This is a genomic window from Cellulomonas timonensis (assembly GCF_900046455.1).
Classification (GTDB): domain Bacteria; phylum Actinomycetota; class Actinomycetes; order Actinomycetales; family Cellulomonadaceae; genus Cellulomonas_A; species Cellulomonas_A timonensis.
The window spans coordinates 196,846-218,807 of record NZ_FCOT01000009.1 but is presented as its reverse complement, the minus strand read 5'-3'; the positions used below and the strand labels follow the sequence as shown (position 1 = coordinate 218,807).

The 21,962-nt window shown below is 73.9% G+C and carries 22 protein-coding genes; 8 read left to right on the top strand and 14 right to left on the bottom strand.

Annotated elements, in window-relative coordinates:
• Nucleotides 1–60: 60 nt before the first annotated feature.
• Nucleotides 61–2,142, top strand: a complete 2,082-nt coding sequence (gene pta, locus BN3788_RS03140; RefSeq protein WP_066582396.1) for a phosphate acetyltransferase — start codon at nt 61–63, stop codon at nt 2,140–2,142.
• Entirely contained in the window at nt 2,139–3,398 is a 1,260-nt protein-coding gene (locus tag BN3788_RS03135) for an acetate kinase (RefSeq protein ID WP_066582395.1), read from the top strand. Before pta ends, BN3788_RS03135 begins: the two co-directional genes overlap by 4 nt.
• An 82-nt stretch (nt 3,399–3,480) precedes the next feature.
• Here the strand turns inward: BN3788_RS03135 and BN3788_RS03130 are convergent, their stop codons facing one another.
• The 4 genes from BN3788_RS03130 to BN3788_RS03115 form a co-directional block, all read right to left on the bottom strand.
• Nucleotides 3,481–4,455, bottom strand: coding sequence for an alpha/beta hydrolase (locus BN3788_RS03130; RefSeq protein WP_066582394.1), 975 nt, complete (start codon nt 4,453–4,455; stop codon nt 3,481–3,483).
• Entirely contained in the window at nt 4,452–6,080 is a 1,629-nt protein-coding gene (locus tag BN3788_RS03125; RefSeq protein WP_066582393.1) for a succinic semialdehyde dehydrogenase, read from the bottom strand. The genes BN3788_RS03130 and BN3788_RS03125 overlap by 4 nt, the downstream gene beginning before the upstream one ends.
• A 63-nt stretch (nt 6,081–6,143) precedes the next feature.
• On the bottom strand, nt 6,144–7,268 hold the full coding sequence (locus BN3788_RS03120) for a GuaB3 family IMP dehydrogenase-related protein (protein WP_066582392.1): 1,125 nt from the start codon (nt 7,266–7,268) through the stop codon (nt 6,144–6,146).
• Between the two features lie 30 nt (nt 7,269–7,298).
• A complete protein-coding gene (locus BN3788_RS03115; RefSeq protein WP_066582391.1) occupies nt 7,299–7,865 on the bottom strand; it encodes a DJ-1/PfpI family protein in 567 nt (188 codons plus the stop codon).
• 157 nt (nt 7,866–8,022) lie between these two features.
• Between BN3788_RS03115 and BN3788_RS03110 the strand changes: the two genes are divergently transcribed.
• Entirely contained in the window at nt 8,023–8,760 is a 738-nt protein-coding gene (locus tag BN3788_RS03110) for an exonuclease domain-containing protein (protein WP_066582390.1), read from the top strand.
• 56 nt (nt 8,761–8,816) lie between these two features.
• Here BN3788_RS03110 and guaB read toward each other — a convergent pair whose 3' ends face one another.
• The 3 genes from guaB to BN3788_RS03095 all read right to left on the bottom strand — a co-directional run bounded on the left by guaB (nt 8,817) and on the right by BN3788_RS03095 (nt 12,197).
• Nucleotides 8,817–10,346 carry an IMP dehydrogenase gene (guaB, locus tag BN3788_RS03105; RefSeq protein ID WP_066582389.1) on the bottom strand — a complete coding sequence of 510 codons (1,530 nt, stop codon included), beginning with the start codon at nt 10,344–10,346 and terminating at the stop codon, nt 8,817–8,819.
• A 68-nt stretch (nt 10,347–10,414) separates the two neighbouring features.
• A complete protein-coding gene (locus BN3788_RS03100; protein ID WP_066582388.1) occupies nt 10,415–11,068 on the bottom strand; it encodes a response regulator transcription factor in 654 nt (217 codons plus the stop codon).
• A gap of 154 nt (nt 11,069–11,222) precedes the next feature.
• Nucleotides 11,223–12,197, bottom strand: coding sequence for a MerR family transcriptional regulator (locus tag BN3788_RS03095; protein ID WP_066582489.1), 975 nt, complete (start codon nt 12,195–12,197; stop codon nt 11,223–11,225).
• 233 nt (nt 12,198–12,430) lie between these two features.
• On the opposite strand from BN3788_RS03095, the gene BN3788_RS03090 reads away from it, so the two are divergent.
• Nucleotides 12,431–12,721: a WhiB family transcriptional regulator gene (locus tag BN3788_RS03090; RefSeq protein ID WP_066582387.1), complete on the top strand. Its 291-nt coding sequence runs from the start codon at nt 12,431–12,433 to the stop codon at nt 12,719–12,721.
• A gap of 129 nt (nt 12,722–12,850) precedes the next feature.
• On the opposite strand, the gene groES is transcribed toward BN3788_RS03090, so the two are convergent.
• Nucleotides 12,851–13,147: a co-chaperone GroES gene (gene groES, locus BN3788_RS03085; RefSeq protein WP_066582386.1), complete on the bottom strand. Its 297-nt coding sequence runs from the start codon at nt 13,145–13,147 to the stop codon at nt 12,851–12,853.
• Nucleotides 13,148–13,389: 242 nt separating this feature from the next.
• Here groES and BN3788_RS03080 point away from each other — a divergent pair, with 242 nt between their 5' ends.
• The 3 genes from BN3788_RS03080 to BN3788_RS03070 all read left to right on the top strand — a co-directional run bounded on the left by BN3788_RS03080 (nt 13,390) and on the right by BN3788_RS03070 (nt 16,148).
• The gene (locus BN3788_RS03080; protein WP_066582385.1) at nt 13,390–14,577 is read left to right on the top strand and encodes a class I SAM-dependent methyltransferase; all 1,188 of its coding nucleotides are present in this window, start codon (nt 13,390–13,392) and stop codon (nt 14,575–14,577) included.
• A complete protein-coding gene (locus tag BN3788_RS03075; RefSeq protein ID WP_066582384.1) occupies nt 14,574–15,722 on the top strand; it encodes a glutamate--cysteine ligase in 1,149 nt (382 codons plus the stop codon). Before BN3788_RS03080 ends, BN3788_RS03075 begins: the two co-directional genes overlap by 4 nt.
• A gap of 171 nt (nt 15,723–15,893) precedes the next feature.
• On the top strand, nt 15,894–16,148 hold the full coding sequence (locus BN3788_RS03070; protein ID WP_066582383.1) for a hypothetical protein: 255 nt from the start codon (nt 15,894–15,896) through the stop codon (nt 16,146–16,148).
• A gap of 9 nt (nt 16,149–16,157) precedes the next feature.
• On the opposite strand, the gene tsaD is transcribed toward BN3788_RS03070, so the two are convergent.
• Nucleotides 16,158–17,201: a tRNA (adenosine(37)-N6)-threonylcarbamoyltransferase complex transferase subunit TsaD gene (tsaD, locus tag BN3788_RS03065; protein ID WP_066582382.1), complete on the bottom strand. Its 1,044-nt coding sequence runs from the start codon at nt 17,199–17,201 to the stop codon at nt 16,158–16,160.
• A 154-nt stretch (nt 17,202–17,355) separates the two neighbouring features.
• Between tsaD and BN3788_RS03060 the strand changes: the two genes are divergently transcribed.
• Nucleotides 17,356–17,982, top strand: coding sequence for a malonic semialdehyde reductase (locus BN3788_RS03060; RefSeq protein ID WP_234346455.1), 627 nt, complete (start codon nt 17,356–17,358; stop codon nt 17,980–17,982).
• Between the two features lie 32 nt (nt 17,983–18,014).
• Here the strand turns inward: BN3788_RS03060 and BN3788_RS03055 are convergent, their stop codons facing one another.
• From BN3788_RS03055 to alr, 5 genes are read right to left on the bottom strand one after another with little or no spacing between them, the layout of a single operon-like run.
• Nucleotides 18,015–18,920, bottom strand: coding sequence for a sulfurtransferase (locus BN3788_RS03055; protein WP_066582381.1), 906 nt, complete (start codon nt 18,918–18,920; stop codon nt 18,015–18,017).
• Between the two features lie 29 nt (nt 18,921–18,949).
• Nucleotides 18,950–19,408, bottom strand: coding sequence for a ribosomal protein S18-alanine N-acetyltransferase (rimI, locus tag BN3788_RS03050; protein ID WP_082812526.1), 459 nt, complete (start codon nt 19,406–19,408; stop codon nt 18,950–18,952).
• On the bottom strand, nt 19,405–20,115 hold the full coding sequence (gene tsaB, locus BN3788_RS03045) for a tRNA (adenosine(37)-N6)-threonylcarbamoyltransferase complex dimerization subunit type 1 TsaB (protein WP_066582380.1): 711 nt from the start codon (nt 20,113–20,115) through the stop codon (nt 19,405–19,407). Before tsaB ends, rimI begins: the two co-directional genes overlap by 4 nt.
• 46 nt (nt 20,116–20,161) lie before the next feature.
• Entirely contained in the window at nt 20,162–20,680 is a 519-nt protein-coding gene (gene tsaE / locus BN3788_RS03040) for a tRNA (adenosine(37)-N6)-threonylcarbamoyltransferase complex ATPase subunit type 1 TsaE (RefSeq protein ID WP_066582379.1), read from the bottom strand.
• On the bottom strand, nt 20,677–21,891 hold the full coding sequence (gene alr, locus BN3788_RS03035) for an alanine racemase (RefSeq protein ID WP_066582378.1): 1,215 nt from the start codon (nt 21,889–21,891) through the stop codon (nt 20,677–20,679). Before alr ends, tsaE begins: the two co-directional genes overlap by 4 nt.
• Nucleotides 21,892–21,962: the final 71 nt, after the last annotated feature.

Below are 21,962 nucleotides of genomic sequence, written 5' to 3'. Positions count from 1 at the left end.
CCGTCCCCGCCGCTCCACCGCGCCACCCAGCAGATCTCTTCAGAGGAAGAAGCAACACCCGTGTCTCGCAGCATCTACGTCACCTCGGCCGAGGGCGACACCGGCAAATCCACCGTCGCCCTGGGCCTCGTCGACCTCCTGACCCGATCGGTCGAGCGGGTCGGCGTGTTCCGGCCGATCGCCCGCTCCACCGCCACGCCCGACTACGTGCTCGAGCTGCTGCTCGCGCACGACGGCGTCGACCTCGCCTACGCCGACTGCATCGGCGTCACCTACGACCAGGTGCACGCCGACCCCGAGGCCGCCCTCGGCGAGATCGTCCAGCGGTACCACGCGGTCGAGCGGCAGTGCGACGTCGTCGTCATCGTCGGCACCGACTACACGGATGTGGCCGGGCCCACCGAGCTGTCGTACAACGCGCGCATCGCCGCGAACCTCGGCGCCCCGGTGCTGCTGGTGGTCAGCGGCAACGGCCGCACGCCCGACGAGGTGCGGCAGATCACGGAGGTCGCGGTCAGCGAGCTCGAGGCCAACCACGCGAACGTGATGGCCGTGGTCGCGAACCGTTGCGTCCCGGATGAGCTGGACCAGGTCCGCGAGGCCGTCAGCACCGTGGCGCCGGCGTGGGCCCTGCCCGAGGACCCGTTCCTCACCGCCCCCACGGTGCGGCAGCTCATGGACGCCGTCGGCGGCACGCTGGCCGTCGGCGACGAGGAGCTGCTCTCCCGCGAGGTCGTGGACGTGCTGGTGGGCGCCATGTCGATCGAGCACCTGCTCGACCGGCTGCACGACGGCGTGCTGGTCATCACCCCCGGGGACCGCTCCGACATCCTGCTGGGCCTGCTGCTGGCACACGCCGCCGAGGGCTTCCCCTCGCTGGCGGGCATCATCCTCAACGGCGGGTTCTTCCCGCCGCCGACGGTCGCGAAGCTTGTCGAGGGCCTGGGCTCGCGGCTGCCGATCATCCGCACGGACGCGGGCACGTTCCGCAGCGCCAGCGCCGCCGGGCAGACCCGGGGCCGCGTGTCGGCGGACTCGCAGCGCAAGGTGGACAGCGCGCTGTCGCTGTTCGAGAGCCACGTGGACGGCTCCGCGATCGTCGCGGCGCTGGACGTGCCGCGCCGCGAGGTCGTCACGCCGCTGATGTTCGAGTACGAGCTGCTCGACCGGGCCCGGGCGGACCGCAAGCACATCGTGCTGCCCGAGGGCAACGACGACCGCATCCTGCGGGCCGCCTCGACGCTGCTGCAGCGCGGGGTCGCCGAGCTGACGCTCCTGGGCGACGAGACGTCGATCCGCGCGCGGGCCACCGAGCTCGGGCTGCAGATCGCCGACGCGAAGATCATCGACCCGCGCTCGGGCGACATGTTCGAGCGCTTCGCCGAGGAGTACACGAAGCTGCGCGCCCACAAGGGCATGACGGTGGAGCGCGCCCGCGAGATCGTCTCGTCGGTGTCGTACTTCGGCACGATGATGGTCGAGCTCGGCTTGGCCGACGGCATGGTCTCGGGCGCGCTGCACACCACGGCGCACACCATCAAGCCGTCCTTCGAGATCATCAAGACGGCCCCGGGCGTCTCGATCGTCTCGAGCGTGTTCCTCATGTGCCTGGAGGACCGCGTGCTGGTCTACGGCGACTGCGCCGTGAACCCTGACCCGACGGCCGAGCAGCTCGCGGACATCGCAATCTCCTCGGCGGCGACCGCCGCGCAGTTCGGCATCGAGCCGCGCATCGCGATGCTGTCGTACTCGACCGGCGAGTCCGGCTCGGGTGTCGACGTGGACAAGGTCCGCGCGGCGACTGCGCTGGTCCGCGAGCGCCGTCCCGACCTGTCGGTCGAGGGCCCGATCCAGTACGACGCCGCGGTGGACGCGTCGGTGGCCAACACGAAGATGCCCGACTCGGCCGTCGCCGGCCGGGCCACCGTCTTCGTCTTCCCCGACCTGAACACGGGCAACAACACCTACAAGGCCGTGCAGCGCTCCGCGGGCGCTGTGGCCATCGGCCCCGTGCTCCAGGGCCTGCGCAAGCCGGTCAACGACCTGTCGCGCGGCGCCCTGGTGCAGGACATCGTCAACACCGTCGCGATCACAGCCATCCAGGCGCAGGCCCTGGACACCCACTCGGAGGACAACGCGTGAACCCGCTCCACGGATCCGGCGACCAGCCGGGCCAGCAGACCGACGCCCCCCACGGCACCGTGCTCGTCATCAACTCGGGCTCGTCGTCGGTGAAGTACCAGCTCGTCGACCCGATCGGCGGCGACGCGATCGCGTCGGGCATCGTCGAGCGGATCGGCGCGGACGACGCGCTGCTCACGCACAAGCACGCGGGCGTCTCCACGAAGCTCACCGAGCCGATCGCGGACCACGGCCAGGCGCTGCGCCGTGTGCTGGAGCTGTTCGCCGAGCACGGCCCGGACCTGGCCGAGGCGGATGTCGTCGCGGTGGGCCACCGGGTGGTGCAGGGCGGCGACGTGTTCGCCGGCCCCGCGCTGATCGACGACGCCGTGGTGGCGGGCATCGAGGCGCTGTCCCCGCTGGCCCCGCTGCACAACCCGGCGAACGCCCGCGGCATCGAGGTCGCCCGCGAGCTGCTCCCGGATGTGCCGCAGGTCGCGGTGTTCGACTCGTCGTTCTTCCGCACCCTCCCGGACGCCGCCGCCACCTACGCGATCCCGCAGGACGTCGCGGCGACGTACTCGATCCGCCGCTACGGCGCCCACGGCACGTCGCACCAGTACGTCTCGGCCGAGGTCGCGAACATCGTCGGCCGCCCGCTCGAGGACCTCAACCAGATCGTCCTGCACCTGGGCAACGGCGCGTCCGTGTCCGCGGTGAAGGGTGGCGTCGCGGTGGAGACCTCGATGGGCCTGACGCCCCTCGAGGGCCTGGTCATGGGCACCCGCTCGGGCGACATCGACCCGGGCGTCGTGTTCCACCTCTACCGGAACGCCGGCATGTCGATCGACGACATCGACGACCTGCTGAACCGGCGGTCGGGCGTCAAGGGCCTGTCCGGCGAGAGCGACTTCCGCACCCTGCACGAGATGATCGCGGCGGGGGACGCGGACGCGAAGCTCGCGCTGGACGTGTACATCCACCGCCTGCGCAAGTACATCGGCGCGTACACCGCCGTGCTCGGCCACGTCGACGTCCTGTCGTTCACGGCCGGCATCGGCGAGAACGACGACATCGTGCGCGCGCACGCCCTGGCCGGGCTCGAGGGCCTGGGCTACACGATCGACCTGGAGCGCAACGAGGGCCGCAAGTCCGACGTGACGGTCATCTCCCCCGACGGCGCCCCGACGCTGGTGCTCGTGGTGCCGACGGCCGAGGAGCTGGCCATCGCCCGGCTCACGGTGGCGACGATCGCCGAGGCGGCAGCCCAGGCCTGACCCCGCACGTCGCGGCGCGCTCCAGCGCCGCACCACACGACGCCGTGGCCCGCCTGGGCCACGGCGTCGTGTGCGTCCCGGCCTAGACCCCGATGCGGGCCGCGAGGAAGGCCACCGCGCGCTCCAGCGGCGGCACGGGGTCGACGCCCTCGAAGCAATGCTCGGCGCCGGGCACCACGTCCAGGACCACGTCGCGCGCGCCCGCGGCGACGAGGGCGTCGCGCAGCCGCACACTCTGGTCGAGCCGCACGATCGAGTCCTCATCGCCATGCAGCAGCAGCACGGGCGGGGCGTCGCGGCGCGCATATGTCACGGGCGAGGCCGCGATCGCGACGGCTGGCCGCTCGGTGGCGGGGCCGCCGAGCATCCGGTCGTCGGCGCCGCCCTCCGCCTCCGGGAAGGCGCTCGAGATGGGGGCGCCGGCAGGCGTGAAGTCGGTGGGCGGGTAGAGCAGCGCCGCGGCCTGCACGGGCCCGGCGAACGCGTCGCCCACCTCGCCCACGGGCCCGCTGGCGGGGTCTGTCGCGCCCACGTCCAGCCCGTCCATGTCGACCCCCGTGCCGGCCAGCGCCAGGAGCGCGGCCAGCTGGCCGCCGGCGCTCTCCCCCATGACGGCGATCCGGCTGCCGTCGACGCCGAGGGCCGGCGCCACGGCGCGCAGGTAGCGCACACCGGCCCGCACGTCGTCGAACGCGGCGGGGAAGGCGGCCTCGCCGGAGAGCCGGTAGTCGAGGGTCGCGACAGCCAGCCCGGCTGCGACGCACGCCTCGAAGAGCCACCCGTGGGGCCAGTTGCCGGGGGTGTCGCGGCGGTCGCCCTGCTCCCAGCCGCCGCCGTGCGCCCAGACCACGAGCGGGACTCCGCGGCCTGCGTCGCCCGGCGCGCTGACGGCCTCGGGCACGTGCACGTCGAGGGCCACCGGCCGGAAGCCCGGCGTGACCCGGTAGACGGCCTCAGAACGGCTCACAGCGCCCGCCACGACGCCGGAGACGGCGGGCGGCAGCGGCGGCAGCCCGGCGTCGGCCAGCAGCCTGCTCACAGCCAGCACGTCGCTCATGGCTGCCCCAGCGCCCTCATCGTCCGCAGCACGTCGGTGTAGACCTCGGTCCACCGCTCGGCGCCCAGGTCGAACAGCCGGTGCAGCCCGATGCCGGGGCCGCCCAGCACCCCGTGCACGCCGCGCTGCACCGCGACGGTCTGCTGCGCCGTCGTCTGCCAGATGCCCTCGGGGCCGTGCCGGTGGCCCAGCCCGGACTGCCCCTGGCCGCCCTGCGGGGCGCCGGTGGAGCCCCACCCGGCGACGTACGCCTCGTTGACGTTCACGGTGCCTGAGCGGACGCGGCGGGCGATCTCGGCGCCGCGGCGCGTGCTGCGGGTCCACACGCTGGCGTTGAGCCCGAACTCGCTGTCGTTCATCGCGGCGACTGCCTCGTCGTCGGAGGCCACCCGGTACAGCGACACCACCGGGCCGAACGTCTCGTCCCGGAACACGCGGGCCTGAGGCGCCACATCGGCGAGGATCGTGGGCTCGTAGAACAGCGGCCCGATGTCGGTGCGGTGCACTCCGCCGGCGAGCACCCGGGCGCCGTGGGTGAGGGCGTCCTCCACATGCTCGACCACCCGGGCGAGCTGGGCGGCGGAGGTCAGCGACCCCATGTCCGACGCGTAGTCGAGGCCCGACCCGAGCCGCAGCGCGCGGGTGCGCCGCACGAACGCCTCGATGAACTCGTCCGCGACCTCCTCGTGGACGTACAGGCGCTCGATCGACATGCAGAGCTGGCCGGTGTTGGAGAAGCACGCGCGCACGGCGCCCTCGGCGGCGACCTCCACGTCGACGTCCTCGGCGACGTACATGGGGTTCTTGCCGCCGAGCTCGAGCGTCGCGGGGATGAGCCGCTCCCCCGCGCGCGCCGCGACGAGCCGCCCGGTGGCCGTGGAGCCGGTGAACGTCACCTGGTCGACGTGGTCGACCACCGCGGAGCCGATGCCGCCGTCCCCCACGACGACCTGCAGCACGCCCGGCGGCAGTCCGGCCTCCTCGAGCTGCTCGGCCGCCCACAGGGCCGTCAGGGCCGTCTGCGGGTCGGGTCGCACCACCACCGCGTTCCCCGCGACCAGTGCGGGGAGCGCGTCGCCCAGGGTGAGCGTCAGCGGGTAGTTCCACGGCGCGACGATGCCGACCACGCCGAGCGGGCGGCGGCGCACGTCCACCCGGGTCAGCACCGGCAGCAGCCCGCGCACACGGCGCGGCGCCAGGTAGGCCGGGGCGCGGTGGGCGTAGTGGCGGGCGATGATCGCGACGTCGGCGACCTCCTCGTACGCGCTCTGCCGCGACTTGCCGTTCTCGACCTGGATGAGGTCGAGCACGTCGCCCTGCCGCGCGAGGACCAGGTCGTGGAGGCGGAGCAGCACGGCGGCGCGCTCACGCAGCGGGGTCCGCTCCCAGAGGCGCTGCGCGCGTCGGGCGTCGACGACCGCGCGCGCCACGTCATCCGCTGTGGACAGCGGGATGGCGGCGATCGGCGCGCCGGTGTACGGCGTGGGCGTCGTATGGCTCTTGGCCCCGGGCGACGTCACCACGCGGTCGAGCAGCGTGCGCACGTCGTCGGGCTCGAGCACGTACGTCGCGAGCGGGTCGGTCTCGGGGTCGATCAGCCGGGTGGGGTCAGGGTCGTGCGCCATGCACCGAGGCTACGTCGGGAGCGTGGCCCATGCGGACGAACCGCGCTCCCGACGACGCCGCGATCAGTGCGGCTGGTACGGCGAGACGACGACCTCGACCCGCTGGAACTCCTTGAGGTCCGAGTAGCCCGTCATCGCCATCGCGCGGCGCAGCGCGCCGACGAGGTTCAGCGTGCCGTCGGCCGTGTGGCCGGGGCCGAACAGGATCTGCTCGAACGTGCCGGCCTGGCCGACGCGCACGCGCTCGCCGCGCGGCAGCTTCGGGTGGTGCGCCTCGGGGCCCCAGTGCCAGCCCTGGCCGGGGGCTTCGGTGGCCCGGGCGAGGGCCGCGCCGAGCATGACCGCGTCCGCGCCGCAGGCGATGGCCTTGACCAGGTCGCCCGAGCGGCCGACGCCGCCATCGGCGATGACATGCACGTACCGGCCGCCCGACTCGTCGAGGTAGTCGCGCCGCGCCGCCGCGACGTCCGCCATGGCGGTGGCCATCGGCGCGTGGATGCCCAGCGAGACGCGCGTGGTGTGCGCGGCGCCGCCGCCGAAGCCGACCAGCACGCCAGCGGCGCCGGTGCGCATCAGGTGCAGCGCCGCGGTGTAGGTCGAGGCCCCGCCGACGATGACGGGCACGTCCAGCTCGTAGATGAAGCGCTTGAGGTTGAGCGGCTCGGCCCGGCCGGAGACGTGCTCGGCGGAGACCGTGGTGCCGCGGATGACGAACAGGTCCACGCCCGCGTCCACGACGACCTTGGAGAACTCCTGGGTGCGCTGCGGCGACAGGGCTCCCGCCACCGTCACGCCCGCGTCCCGGACCTCCTTGAGCCGCTGCGCGATCAGCTCGGGCTGGATGGGCGCCGCGTACATCTCCTGCATGCGCGCCGTCGCCTCCGCCGGCTCGAGCCGCGCGATCTCGGCGAGCAGCGGCTCGGGGCTCTCATACCGCGTCCACAGGCCCTCGAGGTCGAGCACCCCCAGCCCGCCCGCACGGCCCAGCGCGACAGCCGTGGCGGGGCTCATCACCGAGTCCATCGGCGCGGCCACCACCGGGATGTCGAAGTGGTACGCGTCGATCTGCCAGCCGACGGAGACCTCCTCGGGGTCGCGCGTGCGGCGCGAGGGCACCACTGCCACGTCGTCGAAGGAGTATGCGCGCCGACCGCGCTTGCCGCGTCCGATCTCGATCTCGTTGCTCACGGTGACCAGGTTACCGGCGTGCCCGCGCGCTCAGGTGCGCACGGCCTCCGCCACGACCTCGAGCAGCATCGTGCAGAACGCCGGCAGGTCGCTGGGCCGGCGCGAGGTGACGAGCGGCCAGCCCCGCTCCTGCCACACGGACACCTCGGCGTCGACCCACGTGGCGCCGGCATTGCGCAGGTCTGTGGCCAGGCTCGGGTAGGACGTGAGCGTGGCGCCGTCCGCGACGCCCGCGTCGATGAGCAGCCAGGGCCCGTGGCAGATGGCCGCGACGGGCTTGCCCGCCTCGACGAACCCCCGCACCAGCGCCTGCGCCGCCGGGAGCACGCGCAGCCGGTCGGCGTTGACGGTGCCGCCGGGGATCACGAGCGCGTCGAACTCCGCGGCCACCACGGCGTCGAGCAGCCGGTTCACTGGATACGCCGCGACCGGCTCGAGGTCGTTCGCGACGGTGGCGACGTCGCCCTCCTCCGGCGCGATCAGCACCGCGGCGCCGCCCGCGTCGAGCACCGCGGTCCACGGCACGGCGAGCTCGGGGTCCTCGACCCCGGCCATGCTCGTGAGGAACGCGACATTGGCTCCGGTCAGGGATGGCATGGGGGCCTCCTCGGGTGGGGTCTCATCACCCTCACACCGCGCGGACCGGCCCGCATCCCGGCAGCGGCGCGCCCGGGACACGCCGTCCTGGCGGGTGGGCGGACGAGCGTGTGGGCGGCCGATGGCATGCTGGCCGCGCCACACGAGGAGGACGCACATGAGCTGGACCCACGGACCGCTGCTCGGCTTCGACACCGAGACCACCGGCGTCGACGTCGACACCGACCGGATCGTCACCGCGGCGCTCGTCCGCCGGGACGCCTCGGGCGCCCAGGTCCAGACCTGGCTGATCAATCCCGGCGTCGAGATCCCCGAGGCCGCGAGCGCGATCCACGGCATCACCACCGAGCAGGCGCGCGCCGCCGGCAGCGATCCCGCCGTCGCGCTCGAGGAGATCGCCGACGCCATCGCCGAGGCGCTGCTGCGCGACATCCCGATCGTGGCCTACAACGCCAGCTTCGACCTGTGCCTGCTCGACGCGGAGCTCGAGCGCCATGGGCTGCCCACGCTGCCCCAGCGGACCGGGCGCGACACCATGCCGGTGATCGACCCGCTCGTGCTGGACCGCCACGAGGACCGCTACCGCAAGGGCAAGCGCAAGCTCGTGGACCTGTGCGGGCACTACGAGGTGGTCGACCCCGGGACCCTGCACACCGCCGACGTCGACGTGGTGGCCACGCTCGACGTGCTCGACAAGATCGTCGCCCGCTTCCCGCACCTGGCGGCGCTCGACCTGGCCGCGCTGCACGGCTACCAGGCCGAGGCCCACCGGGTCTGGGCCGAGCACCTCACCGCATGGCGGCAGGGCCGTGGGCTGACGGGCCCCGGCCCGGAGCCGCAGTGGCTCGCGCGCCGCAGCGACGCCGCCTCGACGGTCCCGCTGCCCGTCGGCTGACCGGCAGGCGGGCCGGTCAGCCGATCGGTCACGCGGTCAGCCGATCGGTCACGCGGTCAGCGGCTCGAGTAGTTCGGGGCCTCGGAGACCATCTGCACGTCGTGCGGGTGCGACTCCTTGAGCCCGGCCGGGGTGATCCGGACGAACTTGCCGCGCTCGTGGAGCTGCGGGACGGTGCGCGCGCCGACGTAGAACATCGACTGGTGCAGGCCGCCCACGAGCTGGTGCGCGACGGCCGCGAGCGGGCCCCGGTAGGGCACCTGGCCCTCGATGCCCTCGGTGATGATCTCGTCGTCCGAGAGGTCGCCCTGGAAGTAGCGGTCCTTGGAGTACGAGCGGCGGTCGCCGCGGGACTGCATCGCGCCGAGCGAGGCCATGCCCCGGTAGCGCTTGAACTGCTTGCCGTTGACGAAGACGAGGTCGCCGGGCGACTCGTCGCAGCCGGCGAGCAGCCCGCCGAGCATGACGCTGTCCGCGCCCGCGACGAGCGCCTTGGCGATGTCGCCCGAGTACTGCAGGCCGCCGTCGCCGATCACCGGGACGCCCGCGGGCTTCGCCGCCAGCGACGCCTCGTAGATCGCGGTCACCTGCGGCACGCCGACGCCCGCCACCACGCGCGTGGTGCAGATCGAGCCCGGGCCCACGCCCACCTTGATCGCGTCGACGCCGGCGTCCACGAGCGCCTGGGCGCCCTCACGGGTGGCGATGTTGCCGCCGATGACCTGGACGTCCCGCGTCGCGGGGTCCTTCTTGAGCCGGCGCACCATGTCGAGCATGAGCCGCGCGTGGCCGTTGGCCGTGTCGACCACGAGCACGTCGACACCCGCCTCGACCAGCGCGATGACCCGCTCCCACGCGTCGCCGAAGAACCCGACGGCCGCGCCGACCACCAGGCGGCCCTCGCCGTCCTTGGTGGCCGACGGGTACTGCTCCGACTTCACGAAGTCCTTGACGGTGATGAGGCCCTGCAGCACGCCGGCGGCGTCCACCAGCGGGAGCTTCTCGACCTTGTGCTTGGCGAGGAGCCCGGCGGCGTCGTCGCGCGCGATGCCCACCGGCGCGGTGACCAGCGGCATCGACGTCATCGTGTCGCGCACGAGCCGCGTCGCGAACTCCTCCGGCGGCACGAACCGCAGGTCGCGGTTGGTGATGATGCCGAGCAGGTGCTGCTTGTGGTCGACGACGGGCAGGCCGGAGACCCGGTACTTGCCGCACAGCTCGTCGAGCTGCGCCAGGGTCGCGTCGGGCCCGATCGTGACGGGGTCGGTGATCATCCCCGACTCGGAGCGCTTGACCAGGTCCACCTGATGCGCCTGCGCCTCGATCGACAGGTTGCGGTGCAGGATGCCGATGCCGCCCTGGCGGGCCATCGCGATGGCCATGCGGGCCTCGGTGACGGTGTCCATCGCCGCCGAGACGAGCGGGAGCGCGATGGAGATCTCGCGCGTCAACCGGGTCGTGGTGTCGACCTCGCTGGGGATGACGTCGGTCTCGCCGGGGAGCAGGAGGACGTCGTCATAGGTCAGACCGATCCGCCCGAACGGGTCGGATGGGACAGAGGATCCGGGGGTTCCGAGGTCGGTCATCCGTCGATGATACGTCGCCGCGATGGGGCCACGAAGACCCCCCAGGACAGAGCCCCGGGCGCGTCAGATCAGCGGATGAGGCCCCGGCGCAGGCCGATCGCGACGGCCTGCGCGCGGTCGGCGGCGCCGAGCTTGCGGAACAGCCGGCGCGCGTGCGTCTTGACGGTGTCCTCGGAGAGGAACAGCTCGGCGCCGATCTGGGCGTTCGAGCGGCCGTTGCTCATGCCGATGAGCACCTCGACCTCGCGCTTGGTCAGCGCGACCTCCTCGAGGCCACCCCGCTGTGTGGGGGCGTCCACGTGGTCGACCGTCGCCTCGGCCCGCATCGCGGTCGGGGCGCCGGTGGCGGCGACGGACGGGCTGGCGAGCACATGGGCGGCGACAGCCGACAGCTCCGCGCGGCCCACGTCGGGCGCCAGGAAGCCGCGGGCGCCCAAGGAGATCGCCCGGTCGAGCGCGATCTCGTCCCCCGGCACCGCGAGCATCACGATCGTGGCGGTCGGGGCGATGCTCCGCAGCCGGCGGATTGCCTCGACCGGCCCAGGCCCGGGCAGGTGCGCGTCGAGCAGGACCACCGTGGGCGGGATGCGCCGCGCGAGCGCGGTGAGCTCCTCGGCCGTCTCGGCGGAGCGGACCGGGGCGAGCGACGGGACTCCGAGGGCGGTCAGCACCAGGCGCTCGCGCACCACGGTCGAGCCGTGACAGACCACGACTCCAGCCATCGGACCCTCCCTTGCCGCCCGCGAGTCTCGCGCGCTGTCACCAGTCCTTATCGACGCGGCGTGGCGCAACGTTAGACCACAGTGCGGGTGAAAGGCCCCAGACGTCAGGATGCGTCGTCGGCGCCCGGCTTGGGCGATCAGCCAGGCTTGCGGCTCAAGCGCTCACCGCGAGCACCTCGGCCAGCACTCCGGCGAAGGTCCGGGCCCGGTGCACCGATCGCCCGAGCGGGAGCGAGCGCGCCGCGGCGTCGTCGGCGAGGACGATGAACTGGGGCACGTCGGGCTGTGCGTCGGCGAGCGCGGCGCCCGCCGCCAGCTCGGGATCGGCGAGCTCGCTGACCATCGCCGCGGCGGCCGGGCGGGTCATCGCGGCGATCTCGATGATCCGGTGCTGCTCGACGGGGCCCGCCACGATCCGGGCGTCCACGCCATGCGCGGCGAGCGCGGCGCCCAGCACGTGCAGCACCAGCGGGCGCGGCTCGTCCGGCGCCGCCATGAGCAGCACGACGCGGCGGCCGGCCACGTGGGCGCGCGCGAGGGGAGCCGTGCGGGCGCGCAGCCCGGCGAGGACGGCCTCGACGACCAGCGCGTCGGCGTCCTCCCCCGGGCGGGCCAAGACGGTGCGCGCCACGAGCCCGGCGCGGGCCGGCTCCACGAGCCCTGCCCACCAGCGCTCGTAGTCGTCTTTCTCGGGGGGCGCGAGGAGCCGTCGGCAGGCGTCCTCGTCACCGCGCAGCGCGGCGTCGATCACCAGGGTGGGGGTCGCATGGGAGCTGTCGTGGGCTCCGGCCCCGCCGCCGCCCACGGAGACGAGGCGCCGACGGGAGGGCTCGACCTCGTCGGCGCGGATGTCAGACTCGAGGGCCACCCGGGCCGCCTCGGAGGGAGCCACGCCGTCGAGCGTGAGGCCGCGCATCACGAGCAGCCGCGCCACGTCGTCGGCGGTGTATCGGCGGTGGGAGCCCGCGGAGTGCTCGGATGGGCCGAGCCCGTACCTGCGGTCCCAGGTGCGCAACGTCGCTGGCGCCACGCCCAGCCGACGCGCCACGGCCGCCACGGTGAGGGCTGGCCCATCTCCGGCGGACGCCGCGATCGGCGTGGGCGCCGAGGGGGGTCCGTCGGTCGCCATGACCCGATTGTGCACAGGGTGTGGCGCGGTTGCCAACGCGCGTCCAGGTCGTTCGACCGAACGGCGGAACGCCGCCATCCGGGTGAAACGGTTGCGACAGGGGCTTGAACAACTTCTGGCGCGGTTGTAACGTCTCGATCCGTACGAAGTGAACAACTTGTTGACCGAACGTCATGTGCGGTCGGGCCAGGCGCATCGCCGCCACTGGCCCGGCAACCAGTCGAGGAGGACCGATGGCCGAGATCTCGCGTTTGCCCGGACCCGTGATGGACCTGTGGGAGTGGCAGTTCGAAGGCGCCTGCCGCGACGCGGACGAGAACCTGTTCTTCCATCCGGAGGGCGAGCGCGGATCTGCGCGACGCCGACGCGCGGAGGCCGCCAAGGCGATCTGCGCCACCTGCCCTGTGCTCCAGGAGTGCCGCGAGCAGTCGCTCGCCGTGCGCGAGCCGTATGGCGTCTGGGGCGGCCTGTCCGAGGACGAGCGCGCCGCCATCCTGGCCCGCCCCTCGCGCAAGGCCATCTGACCTCGCCTCACAGTCGGCAGCGCGAGCTGCCCGACAGCACGGCCGTCTCCCTCAGACACGACGAAGCCCCTCTCGGCCAGGCCGGGAGGGGCTTCGTCGTGCGCTCAGGCCGGCTCAGCCGGCCTCAGCTCACTTCTCGACGATCGCGAGGATGTCGCGCGCGGAGAGGATGAGGTACTCCTCGCCCGAGTACTTGACCTCGGTGCCGCCGTACTTGCTGTAGATGACCTTGTCGCCGACCGCGACGTCGAGCGGCACACGGTTGCCGTTGTCGTCGATGCGGCCGGGGCCGACAGCGAGGACCTCGCCCTCCTGCGGCTTTTCCTTGGCACTGTCCGGAATGACCAGACCCGAGGCAGTCGTCTGCTCTGCCTCGAGCGTCTTGACGACGATCCGGTCCTCGAGAGGCTTGATGGAGACCGACACGCGGACCTCCCCTTCACTTGTGAGTTCTTCAGTGATGTCGGACGCCGCTGCGCAGACCCACCGCCGTCGCGGGTGTCGGAGAGTCAGCCTCTGCGGTAGACGCCGCCCAGGGGGCGTCGCCACGGTTCACTCTAGGAACCGGTTAGCACTCGGTCAAGGCGAGTGCCAATCTTGCCTCGCTGCGGAACGGGCGTCCCCGCATGCGCCGGATCCCCGCGTCGCAGCGTGAAAGGATCGACGGCATGGACGCCGCCGGTCTCACCAAGCTCCTCAGCCCGACCGGCTGGGCGCTGCTCAGCGCACTCCCACCGTACGACGAGCGTCGCGCCATGGCCCTCTCGGAGCGGCTGCGGCGTGAGGGCCTCGACCCGGAGCTCATCGCCGCGGCGTTGACCCAGTCCCGCCTGCGCGCCAAGGCCCACGCCAAGTTCGGCGACTTCGCCGAGGGCATGCTCTTCACCCCCGCCGGTCTGGAGCAGGCCACCCGGCTCACCGTCGCCGCCCACCACGCGCGCCGCTACACCGCCGCCGGGGTGTCCAAGGTGGCCGACCTGACCTGCGGCGTCGGCGCAGACTCGATGGCCTTCGCCGGGGTCGGCCTCGACGTCCTCGCCGTCGACCTCGACGAGGTCAGCGCGTCAGTCGCCACGGTGAACCTGCGCCATTTCCCCGAGGCCGAGGTGCGGCACGGCGACGGGCTGGCCGTGGACCTCGAGGCCGAGGGGGTCGACGGCGTCTACGCCGACCCCGCCCGGCGCACGTCCTCCGGCAGCCGGGTGTTCGACCCCGCGGCCTACGAGCCCTCGCTCGACGCCGTGCTCGGGCTGCGCGCCCGGGTCCCCGCCCTCGGCCTCAAGCTCGGCCCGGGCGTGCCGCACTCCGCCTTGCCCGACGACGCCGAGGCGCAGTGGGTCTCCGTCGACGGCGATGTCGTCGAACTCGGGCTGTGGTTCGGCCCGCTCGCGCCCGACGGCCCCGGCCGCAGCGCGCTCGTGCTGCGGCCCGACGGCGCCCATGTGCTGCGCAGCGGCGTCGACGGCCCCGCCGCCCCGCCGGTCGGACCGGTGGGCGGGTACCTCTACGAGCCCGACGGCGCCGTGATCAGGGCCGGGCTCGTCGCCGACGTGGCCACGGCGGTGCAGGGCCGCCTGGTGGACCGCACCATCGCCTACGTCACCTCCGACGTGCTGCGCCCGACCCCGACGGCGACGGCCTACCGCGTGCTGGACACCCTGCCCTTCGGCCTCAAGCGGCTGCGCACCTACCTGCGCGAGCGCGACGTCGGCCGCCTGACCATCAAGAAGCGCGGCACCGCCGTGGTCCCCGAACAGCTCCGCGCCCAACTCTCGCTGCGGGGCTCCGCCGAGTCCACGATCATCCTGACGCGGGTCGACGGGCGTCAGCAGGTCCTCGTCGTGGAGCCGGTGTGAGGGCGCGCGTGGAGCTGCCGTTCGCGCACTCGGCGCGGTCCAGCCTCGGCGTCGAGTGGGAGCTCGCGCTCGTCGACCAGGACTCCGGGGACCTGCGGCAGGTCGCCCAGGCGGTGCTCGACGCGGTGCGCCCCGACCACGGCGGCGACCACCCGGCAATCCGCCAGGAGCTGCTGCTCAACACCGTCGAGGTGGTCTCGGGGGTGTGCGGGTCCGTGGGGCAGGCCACCGCCGACCTCGAGCGCGCCATCACCGAGGTGCGCGGCGTCACCGACCCGCTGCGCGTCGAGCTCATGGGCAGCGGCGCCCACCCCTTCGCGCGCTGGGCCCAGCAGAAGGTCACCGACAAGCAGCGTTACGCGACGCTCATCGACCGGACCCAGTGGTGGGGCCGGCAGATGGTCATCTACGGGCTGCACGTGCACGTCGGCATCGAGGACCGCGCCAAGGTGTTGCCCATCGCGCGGGCCATGCTCACCTACTTCGCGCACCTGCAGTCGTTGTCGGCGGCCTCGCCGTTCTGGGGCGGGCGCGACACCGGCTACGCCTCGAACCGCGCGCTGATGTTCCAGCAGCTCCCCACGGCCGGGCTGCCGTTCCCGTTCGAGCACTGGGCGGAGCTCGAGGGGTATGTCGGCGACATGCTGCACACCGGCGTCATCGACCAGTTCGACGAGGTCCGCTGGGATGTGCGCCCCTCGCCGCGGTTCGGCACGCTCGAGACCCGCATCTGCGACAGCCCGTCCAACCCGCTCGAGGTCTCCGCGCTCGCCGCCCTGACGCACTGCCTCGTGGAGCACTTCTCGACGATGCTCGACCGCGGCGAGGAGCTGCCCACCATCCCCGCGTGGTTCGCGCAGGAGAACAAGTGGCGCTCGGCCCGGTACGGCATGGATGCCATCATCATCGTGAACGCGGCAGGCGACGAGGAGCTCGTCACCGACGCGGTCCGCAGCCTGCTGGCCGAGCTCGCGCCCGTCGCCGAACGGCTCGGCTGCGCGGCCGAGCTCGACGCCGTGCACGTGATCCTGCGCCGCGGGGCCTCCTACCAGCGGCAACGCGCGGCGGCCCGACGGCACGGCGGCGAGCTCGACGCCGTGGTCACGAGCCTGATCGCGGAAATGCGCGCCGGCCGGCCACTCTGACCCCCAGCGCGCAGCCGACCCCCCGACCCAGGCGCCGAAGAGGTGTGAAACGCACTGCTGACGCGGTCGGCTTGACGCTAGGCTGCCCACAGCCGCAGGCAGTCGATGCCGGCGCCCGCTCCGACAGTGGCTCCGACCGCGTCGAGCGATCCTTCAGCGCAGGAGCCCCGCATGAGCCGTCCGACCGACCGCCACGACAGTCCCGCCAAGCGCGACCGTCGCAGCCGCGCGGCGCTCGTGGGCACCTGGGCGCTGGTCGGATTCGGCTGGATCGCCGTGGCCGGCGCCGCGGCCGGCCGCCTGAGCGGCGGCGACGACTTCGCGCTCCCCGAGTGGGTCGGCGACTCGCTCCCCGAGTCCCTGACCGGGCAGATCCTCGGCGCGACGCTCGCCGTCATGCGGTTCACGGTGCGGCTGCTCGCCTGACGCGAACGGCTAGACGAGCACCTGCGTGAGCGGCATCGACGAGTCGACGGGCAGGTCCAGCGGCGACGGCGGGAGGCCACGGCGGACCACTGCGGCCCCCAGCGCGGCGATCATCGCGCCGTTGTCCGTGCAGTAGCGGATCGGGGGGATCCGCAGATCGATCCCGGCGGCGGCGCAGCGGGCAGCCGCCATCTCGCGGAGCTGGGAGTTCGCGGAGAACCCGCCCCCGATGACCAGCGTCGACACGTCGTGCCGCTGGCAGGCGGCGATGGTCTTGGCGGTGAGGACGTCAGCGACGGCCGCGGCGAAGGAGGCCGCGACGTCAGCCAGCGGGATCTCCTGGCCGGCGTCCTGGCGGGCCTCGACCCACCGCGCGACGGCTGTCTTGAGGCCGGAGAACGAGAAGTCGTACGCGTGGGCGGCCTGGTCCTTGGGAGCGGTGAGCCCGCGCGGGAAGCGGATGGCCTCGGGGTCGCCCTCACGCGCCAGGCGGTCGATGTGCGGACCGCCGGGGTACGGCAGGCCGAGCAGCCGCCCCACCTTGTCGAAGGCCTCCCCCGCGGCGTCGTCGAGCGTCGATCCGAGTTCGGTGATGCCCGTGACGATGTCGTCCACCAGCAGCAGGCTCGAGTGGCCGCCCGAGACCACCAGGGCCATGACGCGGTCGGGGAACGGGCCGTCGACGAGCTCGTCGACGGCGGCGTGGCCGATGACGTGGTTGACGCCGTAGAGCGGCTTGCCGAGCCCGACGGCGAGGGCCTTGGCGGCCGAGGCGCCGACGGTGAGGGGGCCGACGAGCCCGGGGCCGGCCGTCACGGCGATCGCGTCGATGTCGCCGAGCTCGACTCCGGCGCCGTCGAGGGCGCGGCGCAGCGTGGGCGCCATGGCCTCGAGGTGGGCGCGTGAGGCGATCTCGGGGATGATGCCGCCGAACCGGGCGTGCTCGTCCATCGAGCTCGCCACCGAGTCGATCAGCAGCTCATGCCCGCGGACGAGGGCCACGCCGGTCTCGTCGCAGGAGGTCTCGATCCCGAGGACGAGGGGCTCACTCATGGGGTTCAGGATAGGCGCGCCGGAAGGGCTGCCCGCGCACAGGCTCAAGCGCGCCCCCCGTGACCTGTGCCGACACCTGCGCGCGCGGCCAGAGTGTGGCGGGAGTCATACCTTCCACGTGGAAGGTAATCGGGCGGCCCCCGGTTCACGCATCGTGACTCTCGAGACCCTGACTCCCCACACCGACCACCTCGCCGTCCCGGACGACATCGCCGACCTGCTGTTCCGCACGGCGCGCTCCGTCGGGCAGTTCACCGACGAAGAGGTCACCGACGAGCAGCTCGCCGCGGTCTACGACCTGGTCAAGTGGGGCCCCACGGCCATGAACCCCCTGCCGCTGCGCCTGCTGGTGGTCCGCGAGCGCGACGCCCGCGAGCGCCTGGCCGCGCACATGGCCGAGGGGAACCGCCAGCGGGTCCTCGACGCGCCTGTCACGCTCGTGCTCGCCGCCGACCCGGCGTTCCACCAGCCCCTGCCCGTGCTCGCCCCGCACCTGCCCGGCATGGTCGACGCCCTCGAGCCCGCCGCCGAGCAGCGCATGCAGATGGCCCGCACCAACGCGCTCCTGCAGGTCGGCTACCTGATCGTCGGGCTGCGCGCCGCAGGCCTCGACGCCGGCCCGATGGGCGGCATGGACGCCGCCGGCATCGACGCCGAGTTCTTCGCCGACAACGGCTGGCAGACGCTGCTCGTCGTCAACGTCGGCCACGCGGCGGATGGCGGGACTCCGTACCCCCGCGCCGCGCGCCTGTCCTACGAGCAGGTCTCCCAGACCCTGTGACGGCATGAGCGCCGAGGCGGTGGCCGCAGGCCTCAGCCGGCGGCGGCCCCGTCGCCCGTCGCGACGGGCCGGGCGGGATCGCTCGACCACTGTGACCAGGAGCCGGGGTACAGCGCCGCGTCGACGCCCACGGCGGCCAGCGCCGCCACCTGGTGCGCCGCCGTCACCCCCGAGCCGCAGTACACGCCCACCGGGCCACCGGCGGCGGCGCCGAGCCCGGCGAAGCGCTCGGCCAGCGCGGCCGTGGGCAGGAACCGGCCCGCCTCGTCCAGGTTCCCCGACGTCGGAGCCGACACGGCGCCGGGGATGTGCCCGGCGCGCGGGTCCACCGGCTCGACGTCGCCCCGGAACCGCTCAGCGGCGCGCGCGTCGAGCAGCAGACCCTCCCGCGCGAGCAGGGCGGCCTCATCCGGCCCGATCGTCGCCAGGGCTCCGGCCTCGAGCATGACGTCGCCAGGCCGGGCGACGACCTCGCCGACGTCCAGGCGGCCACCGGCGGCCCGCCAGGCGTCCAGGCCGCCGTCCAACAGCCGCACGTCGGCCACGCCAGCCCAGCGCAGCAGCCACCACGCCCGGGCCGCGGACATGCCGCCGATCGCGTCGTAGACCACCACGGGCACACCGCCGCGCACCCCCCACCGGCGGGCGGCGGCCTGCAGGTCGGCCACGTCGGGCAGCGGGTGACGGCCCTGCTGCGGGCTCGCGACGGAGGACAGCTCGGTGTCCAGGTCGACGTAGACGGCGCCGGGCAGGTGTCCCGCCAGGTACTGCTCATGGCCGTCCGAGCGGCCCATCTGCCAGCGCACGTCGAGCAGCACCGGGGCGATCGGGCCCCTGTCCGAGGCCTGGCCCAGCAGGTCGATCAGCTCCTGGGCGTCAACCAGCACATCCGCACGGTCTGGCTCCGCTGCACGGCGATCGATCGTCTCGGAACCCATCGTCACTCCTTCAGCTCGCGCCGGCGGCGTCATCGCAGCGGCAGGCTCATCGTCCACGCGTCCACGTTCTCTGGCTGGTAGTACCCCCGGCGGCGGCCCATGCGGCGGAAGCCGGCCCGCTCGTACAGCCGCAGCGCGGGGTCGTTGTCGACCCGCACCTCGAGCAGGACGTTCCCGGCGCCCAGTTCCCGGGCGTGCGCCACGAGCGCGTCCAGCATCACCGTACCCACGCCGGCGCCCTGGTGGGCGACGTCGGTGCCGATCGTCATCACCTGGGCGTCGAAGCCGTCGAACCAGAGGCCCGCGTAGCCGATCAGCGCGCCGGTGGCCGCGTCCTCGGCGCCGATGTACCACCGGCCGGGCCCCTGCAGCTCCTCGGCGAGGGAGGCGCTGGACCACGCGCCCGGACCGAACAGCTCCTGTTCCATCCGCGCCAGCTCGGGCAGGTCGTCGCCGCCCAGGAGCCGGATGAGCACGGCGATGGTCACGCCGAGGCGCGCTTCCGCTCCGCGGGCGGGACCACGTCGGGCCGGCGCAGGTACAGCGGCTCGGTGGGCAGGCTCTCGGCGCCGGCGGCGAGCCGGGCCAGCGCGAGCCGGGCCAGGTCGGCGGGGTCGGGATGCGCGGGCGCCCCGGGTGCGGCGGCGAGGTGCTCGGGGTAGAGCGACGCCCCGGCGCCGACGGCGAGGACGTCCTGGCCGATCGACGCCGCGACGGCCTGCGCGCTGTCGACCACCGGGCCCGCCACCAGCTCGACGAGCGGGCCGGCATCGGGTGCGTCGTGCTGGGGCTCGAGCACGCGGTAGCGGGCGGCGTAGACCTCGCGGCGGCGCGCGTCGGCAGCGGCCAGCAGCTCCGTCCCGGGCGCGAGGCCCAGCTCGCGGGCCGCGCCGACCGCGAGCGCGTCCAGGCTGCTCACCCCGTGCACCGGGACGCCGAGCGCGAGGGCGAGGGTCCGGGCGGTGACGAGGCCCACCCGCAGGCCCGTGAACGGAGCCGGTCCCGTGCCGACCACCACGGCCGTCACGTCGCCGCGGTCCAGGCCCGCGTCGGCGAGCACGTCGACGATCATCGGGGCCAGGAGCTCGGCATGGCGACGCTGCTCGGGCACGGCGCGGGACGCGAGCGTCCGGCCCGCGTCGTCGGTCAGGGAGACGGCTACTGCGGCGGAGGTGTCGAGGGCGATGACAGGCACAGGACCAGGTTGCCACCTCGACGCCCCCAGACGGGAACCGTCGAGGTCAGGAGGGCAGCTCGACGCCCGCCCAGCGCTCCCCCACGGCCGTGAGGGTGGCCACTCGGACGCCTGTGGCGGCGTCCTCCAGGTCCAGCGGGAGCTCCCCGCCGCGCGGGCGGCGCAGCGCCACCTCGAGGCGGTCGACGGCGAGGCCCTCGACCAGGCCCTCGCCCCACTCGACCACCGTGACGGACTCGTCGAGGCTCGCGTCGAGGTCGAGGGCGTCGACCTCCTCGAGGGAGCCGAGCCGGTAGGCGTCGACATGCACCAGCGCCGGCCCGGGAGCCTCCGCATCGGGCAGGGGCGGGTGCACGCGGGCGATGACGAAGGTGGGCGACGCCACCTGGCCCCGCACCCGCAGTCCCGCCCCGATCCCCTGGGTCAGCGTCGTCTTGCCCGCGCCCAGGTCCCCGGTGAGGACCACCAGGTCGCCTGCGCGCAGCACGCGCGGCAGGGCATGGCCGAAGGCGCGCGTCGCCTCGGCGTCGGGCAGCTCGAGCTGGACCTGCTGCACCACCGTCATCGTGCTGCTCCTTCTACCTGGGGCTCGGCCACGGCCTTGTCACGTGCTGAGGCCTTGTCACCTGCCGAGTCGACGTGGACGCGGGGCACGCGTCCACCCACCCGGGTCACGATCTCGTAGCTGATCGTCCCGGCGGCGTCAGCCCAGTCCTGCGCCGTGGGGCCGCCTCCGGCCCCCGTGCCGAACAGCTCGACCCTGTCCCCCGCACGGTCCTGGGCGCCGGGGCCCAGGTCGACGACGACCTGGTCCATGCACACCCGCCCGGCCACAGACAGCCGTCGCCCGCCCACGAGCAACGGCCCGCCCGGCCGGTCCGCCGAGCCGGAGGCATGCCGGGGCACGCCGTCCGCGTACCCCAGTGGCACCACGCCCAGCGTCGTCGTCCCCGGCGTCACATAGGCGTGCGCGTAGGAGACGCCCTGCCCGGCGGGCACCTCCTTGACGGTCACGAGCTCGGCCTCCAGCGTCATCGCCGGGATCAGCCCGAAGTCGGCTGGGCCGCCGAGCTGCGGCACCGGCGAGAGCCCGTAGACGGCGATCCCCGGGCGCACCAGGTCGTAGTGCAGCCCCGGGGCCGTCAGCGTGGCCGCCGAGTTGGCCAGGTGGCGCACCTCGAGCCGGGCGCCGCGGCCCTCGACCAGCGCGAGCGCCTCGGCGAAGACGACAGCCTGGGCGCGCACCGCCGGGTGGTCGGGCTCGTCGGCGAAGGCCAGGTGCGACCAGAGGCCCACCACCTGCACCGCGCCCTCGGCCTCGGCGCGCAGCGCGGCGTCGAGCACGTCGGGGAACTGCGCGGGCGTCAGCCCGTTCCGGCCCAGGCCGGTGTCGACCTTGAGGTGCACGCGCGCGGGCCGCCCCACCGCCCGCGCCGCAGCCACCACCTCGTCCAGCGCCCAGGGCGCGGCGACCGACAGGTCCACATCCGCCGCCACCGCCTGGGCCAGCGGCGCCCCCGGCGCGTACAGCCAGGTCAGCAGGCGCGTGGCGACCCCGCCGGCGCGCAGTTCCAGCGCTTCGCCGAGCTGGGCCACCCCGAGCCATGTCGCGCCCGCGTCGACGGCGGCGCGGGCGACGGGCAGCAGGCCATGGCCATAGGCGTCGGCCTTGACCACGGCCAGCACCTGCGCCGTCGGCGCGTGGGCGGCCAGGGACCGCACGTTGGCGCGGATGGCAGCGAGGTCGACGACGGCACGAGCGGGGAAGGAGCTCACCCGCCCAGTCTCCCACCGCGTCCTCCCCGCGCGGCACGAGGCGCCTGCGGTGCTCGTCACGTGGGCCGGCC

What these genes read in the sequence shown, in the direction of transcription:
- BN3788_RS03070 (WP_066582383.1), top strand. Translation starts at nt 15,894, where the DNA reads ATGAGCCGTCCGACCGACCGCCACGACAGTCCCGCCAAGCGCGACCGT.
- BN3788_RS03090 (WP_066582387.1), top strand. Translation starts at nt 12,431, where the DNA reads ATGGCCGAGATCTCGCGTTTGCCCGGACCCGTGATGGACCTGTGGGAG.
- BN3788_RS03080 (WP_066582385.1), top strand. Translation starts at nt 13,390, where the DNA reads ATGGACGCCGCCGGTCTCACCAAGCTCCTCAGCCCGACCGGCTGGGCG.
- BN3788_RS03055 (WP_066582381.1), bottom strand. Translation starts at nt 18,920, where the DNA reads ATGGGTTCCGAGACGATCGATCGCCGTGCAGCGGAGCCAGACCGTGCG.
- BN3788_RS03095 (WP_066582489.1), bottom strand. Translation starts at nt 12,197, where the DNA reads ATGGCGACCGACGGACCCCCCTCGGCGCCCACGCCGATCGCGGCGTCC.
- BN3788_RS03110 (WP_066582390.1), top strand. Translation starts at nt 8,023, where the DNA reads ATGAGCTGGACCCACGGACCGCTGCTCGGCTTCGACACCGAGACCACC.
- BN3788_RS03125 (WP_066582393.1), bottom strand. Translation starts at nt 6,080, where the DNA reads ATGGCGCACGACCCTGACCCCACCCGGCTGATCGACCCCGAGACCGAC.
- BN3788_RS03130 (WP_066582394.1), bottom strand. Translation starts at nt 4,455, where the DNA reads ATGAGCGACGTGCTGGCTGTGAGCAGGCTGCTGGCCGACGCCGGGCTG.
- tsaE (WP_066582379.1), bottom strand. Translation starts at nt 20,680, where the DNA reads ATGACGGTGGTGCAGCAGGTCCAGCTCGAGCTGCCCGACGCCGAGGCG.
- guaB (WP_066582389.1), bottom strand. Translation starts at nt 10,346, where the DNA reads ATGACCGACCTCGGAACCCCCGGATCCTCTGTCCCATCCGACCCGTTC.
- tsaD (WP_066582382.1), bottom strand. Translation starts at nt 17,201, where the DNA reads ATGAGTGAGCCCCTCGTCCTCGGGATCGAGACCTCCTGCGACGAGACC.
- BN3788_RS03115 (WP_066582391.1), bottom strand. Translation starts at nt 7,865, where the DNA reads ATGCCATCCCTGACCGGAGCCAATGTCGCGTTCCTCACGAGCATGGCC.
- BN3788_RS03100 (WP_066582388.1), bottom strand. Translation starts at nt 11,068, where the DNA reads ATGGCTGGAGTCGTGGTCTGTCACGGCTCGACCGTGGTGCGCGAGCGC.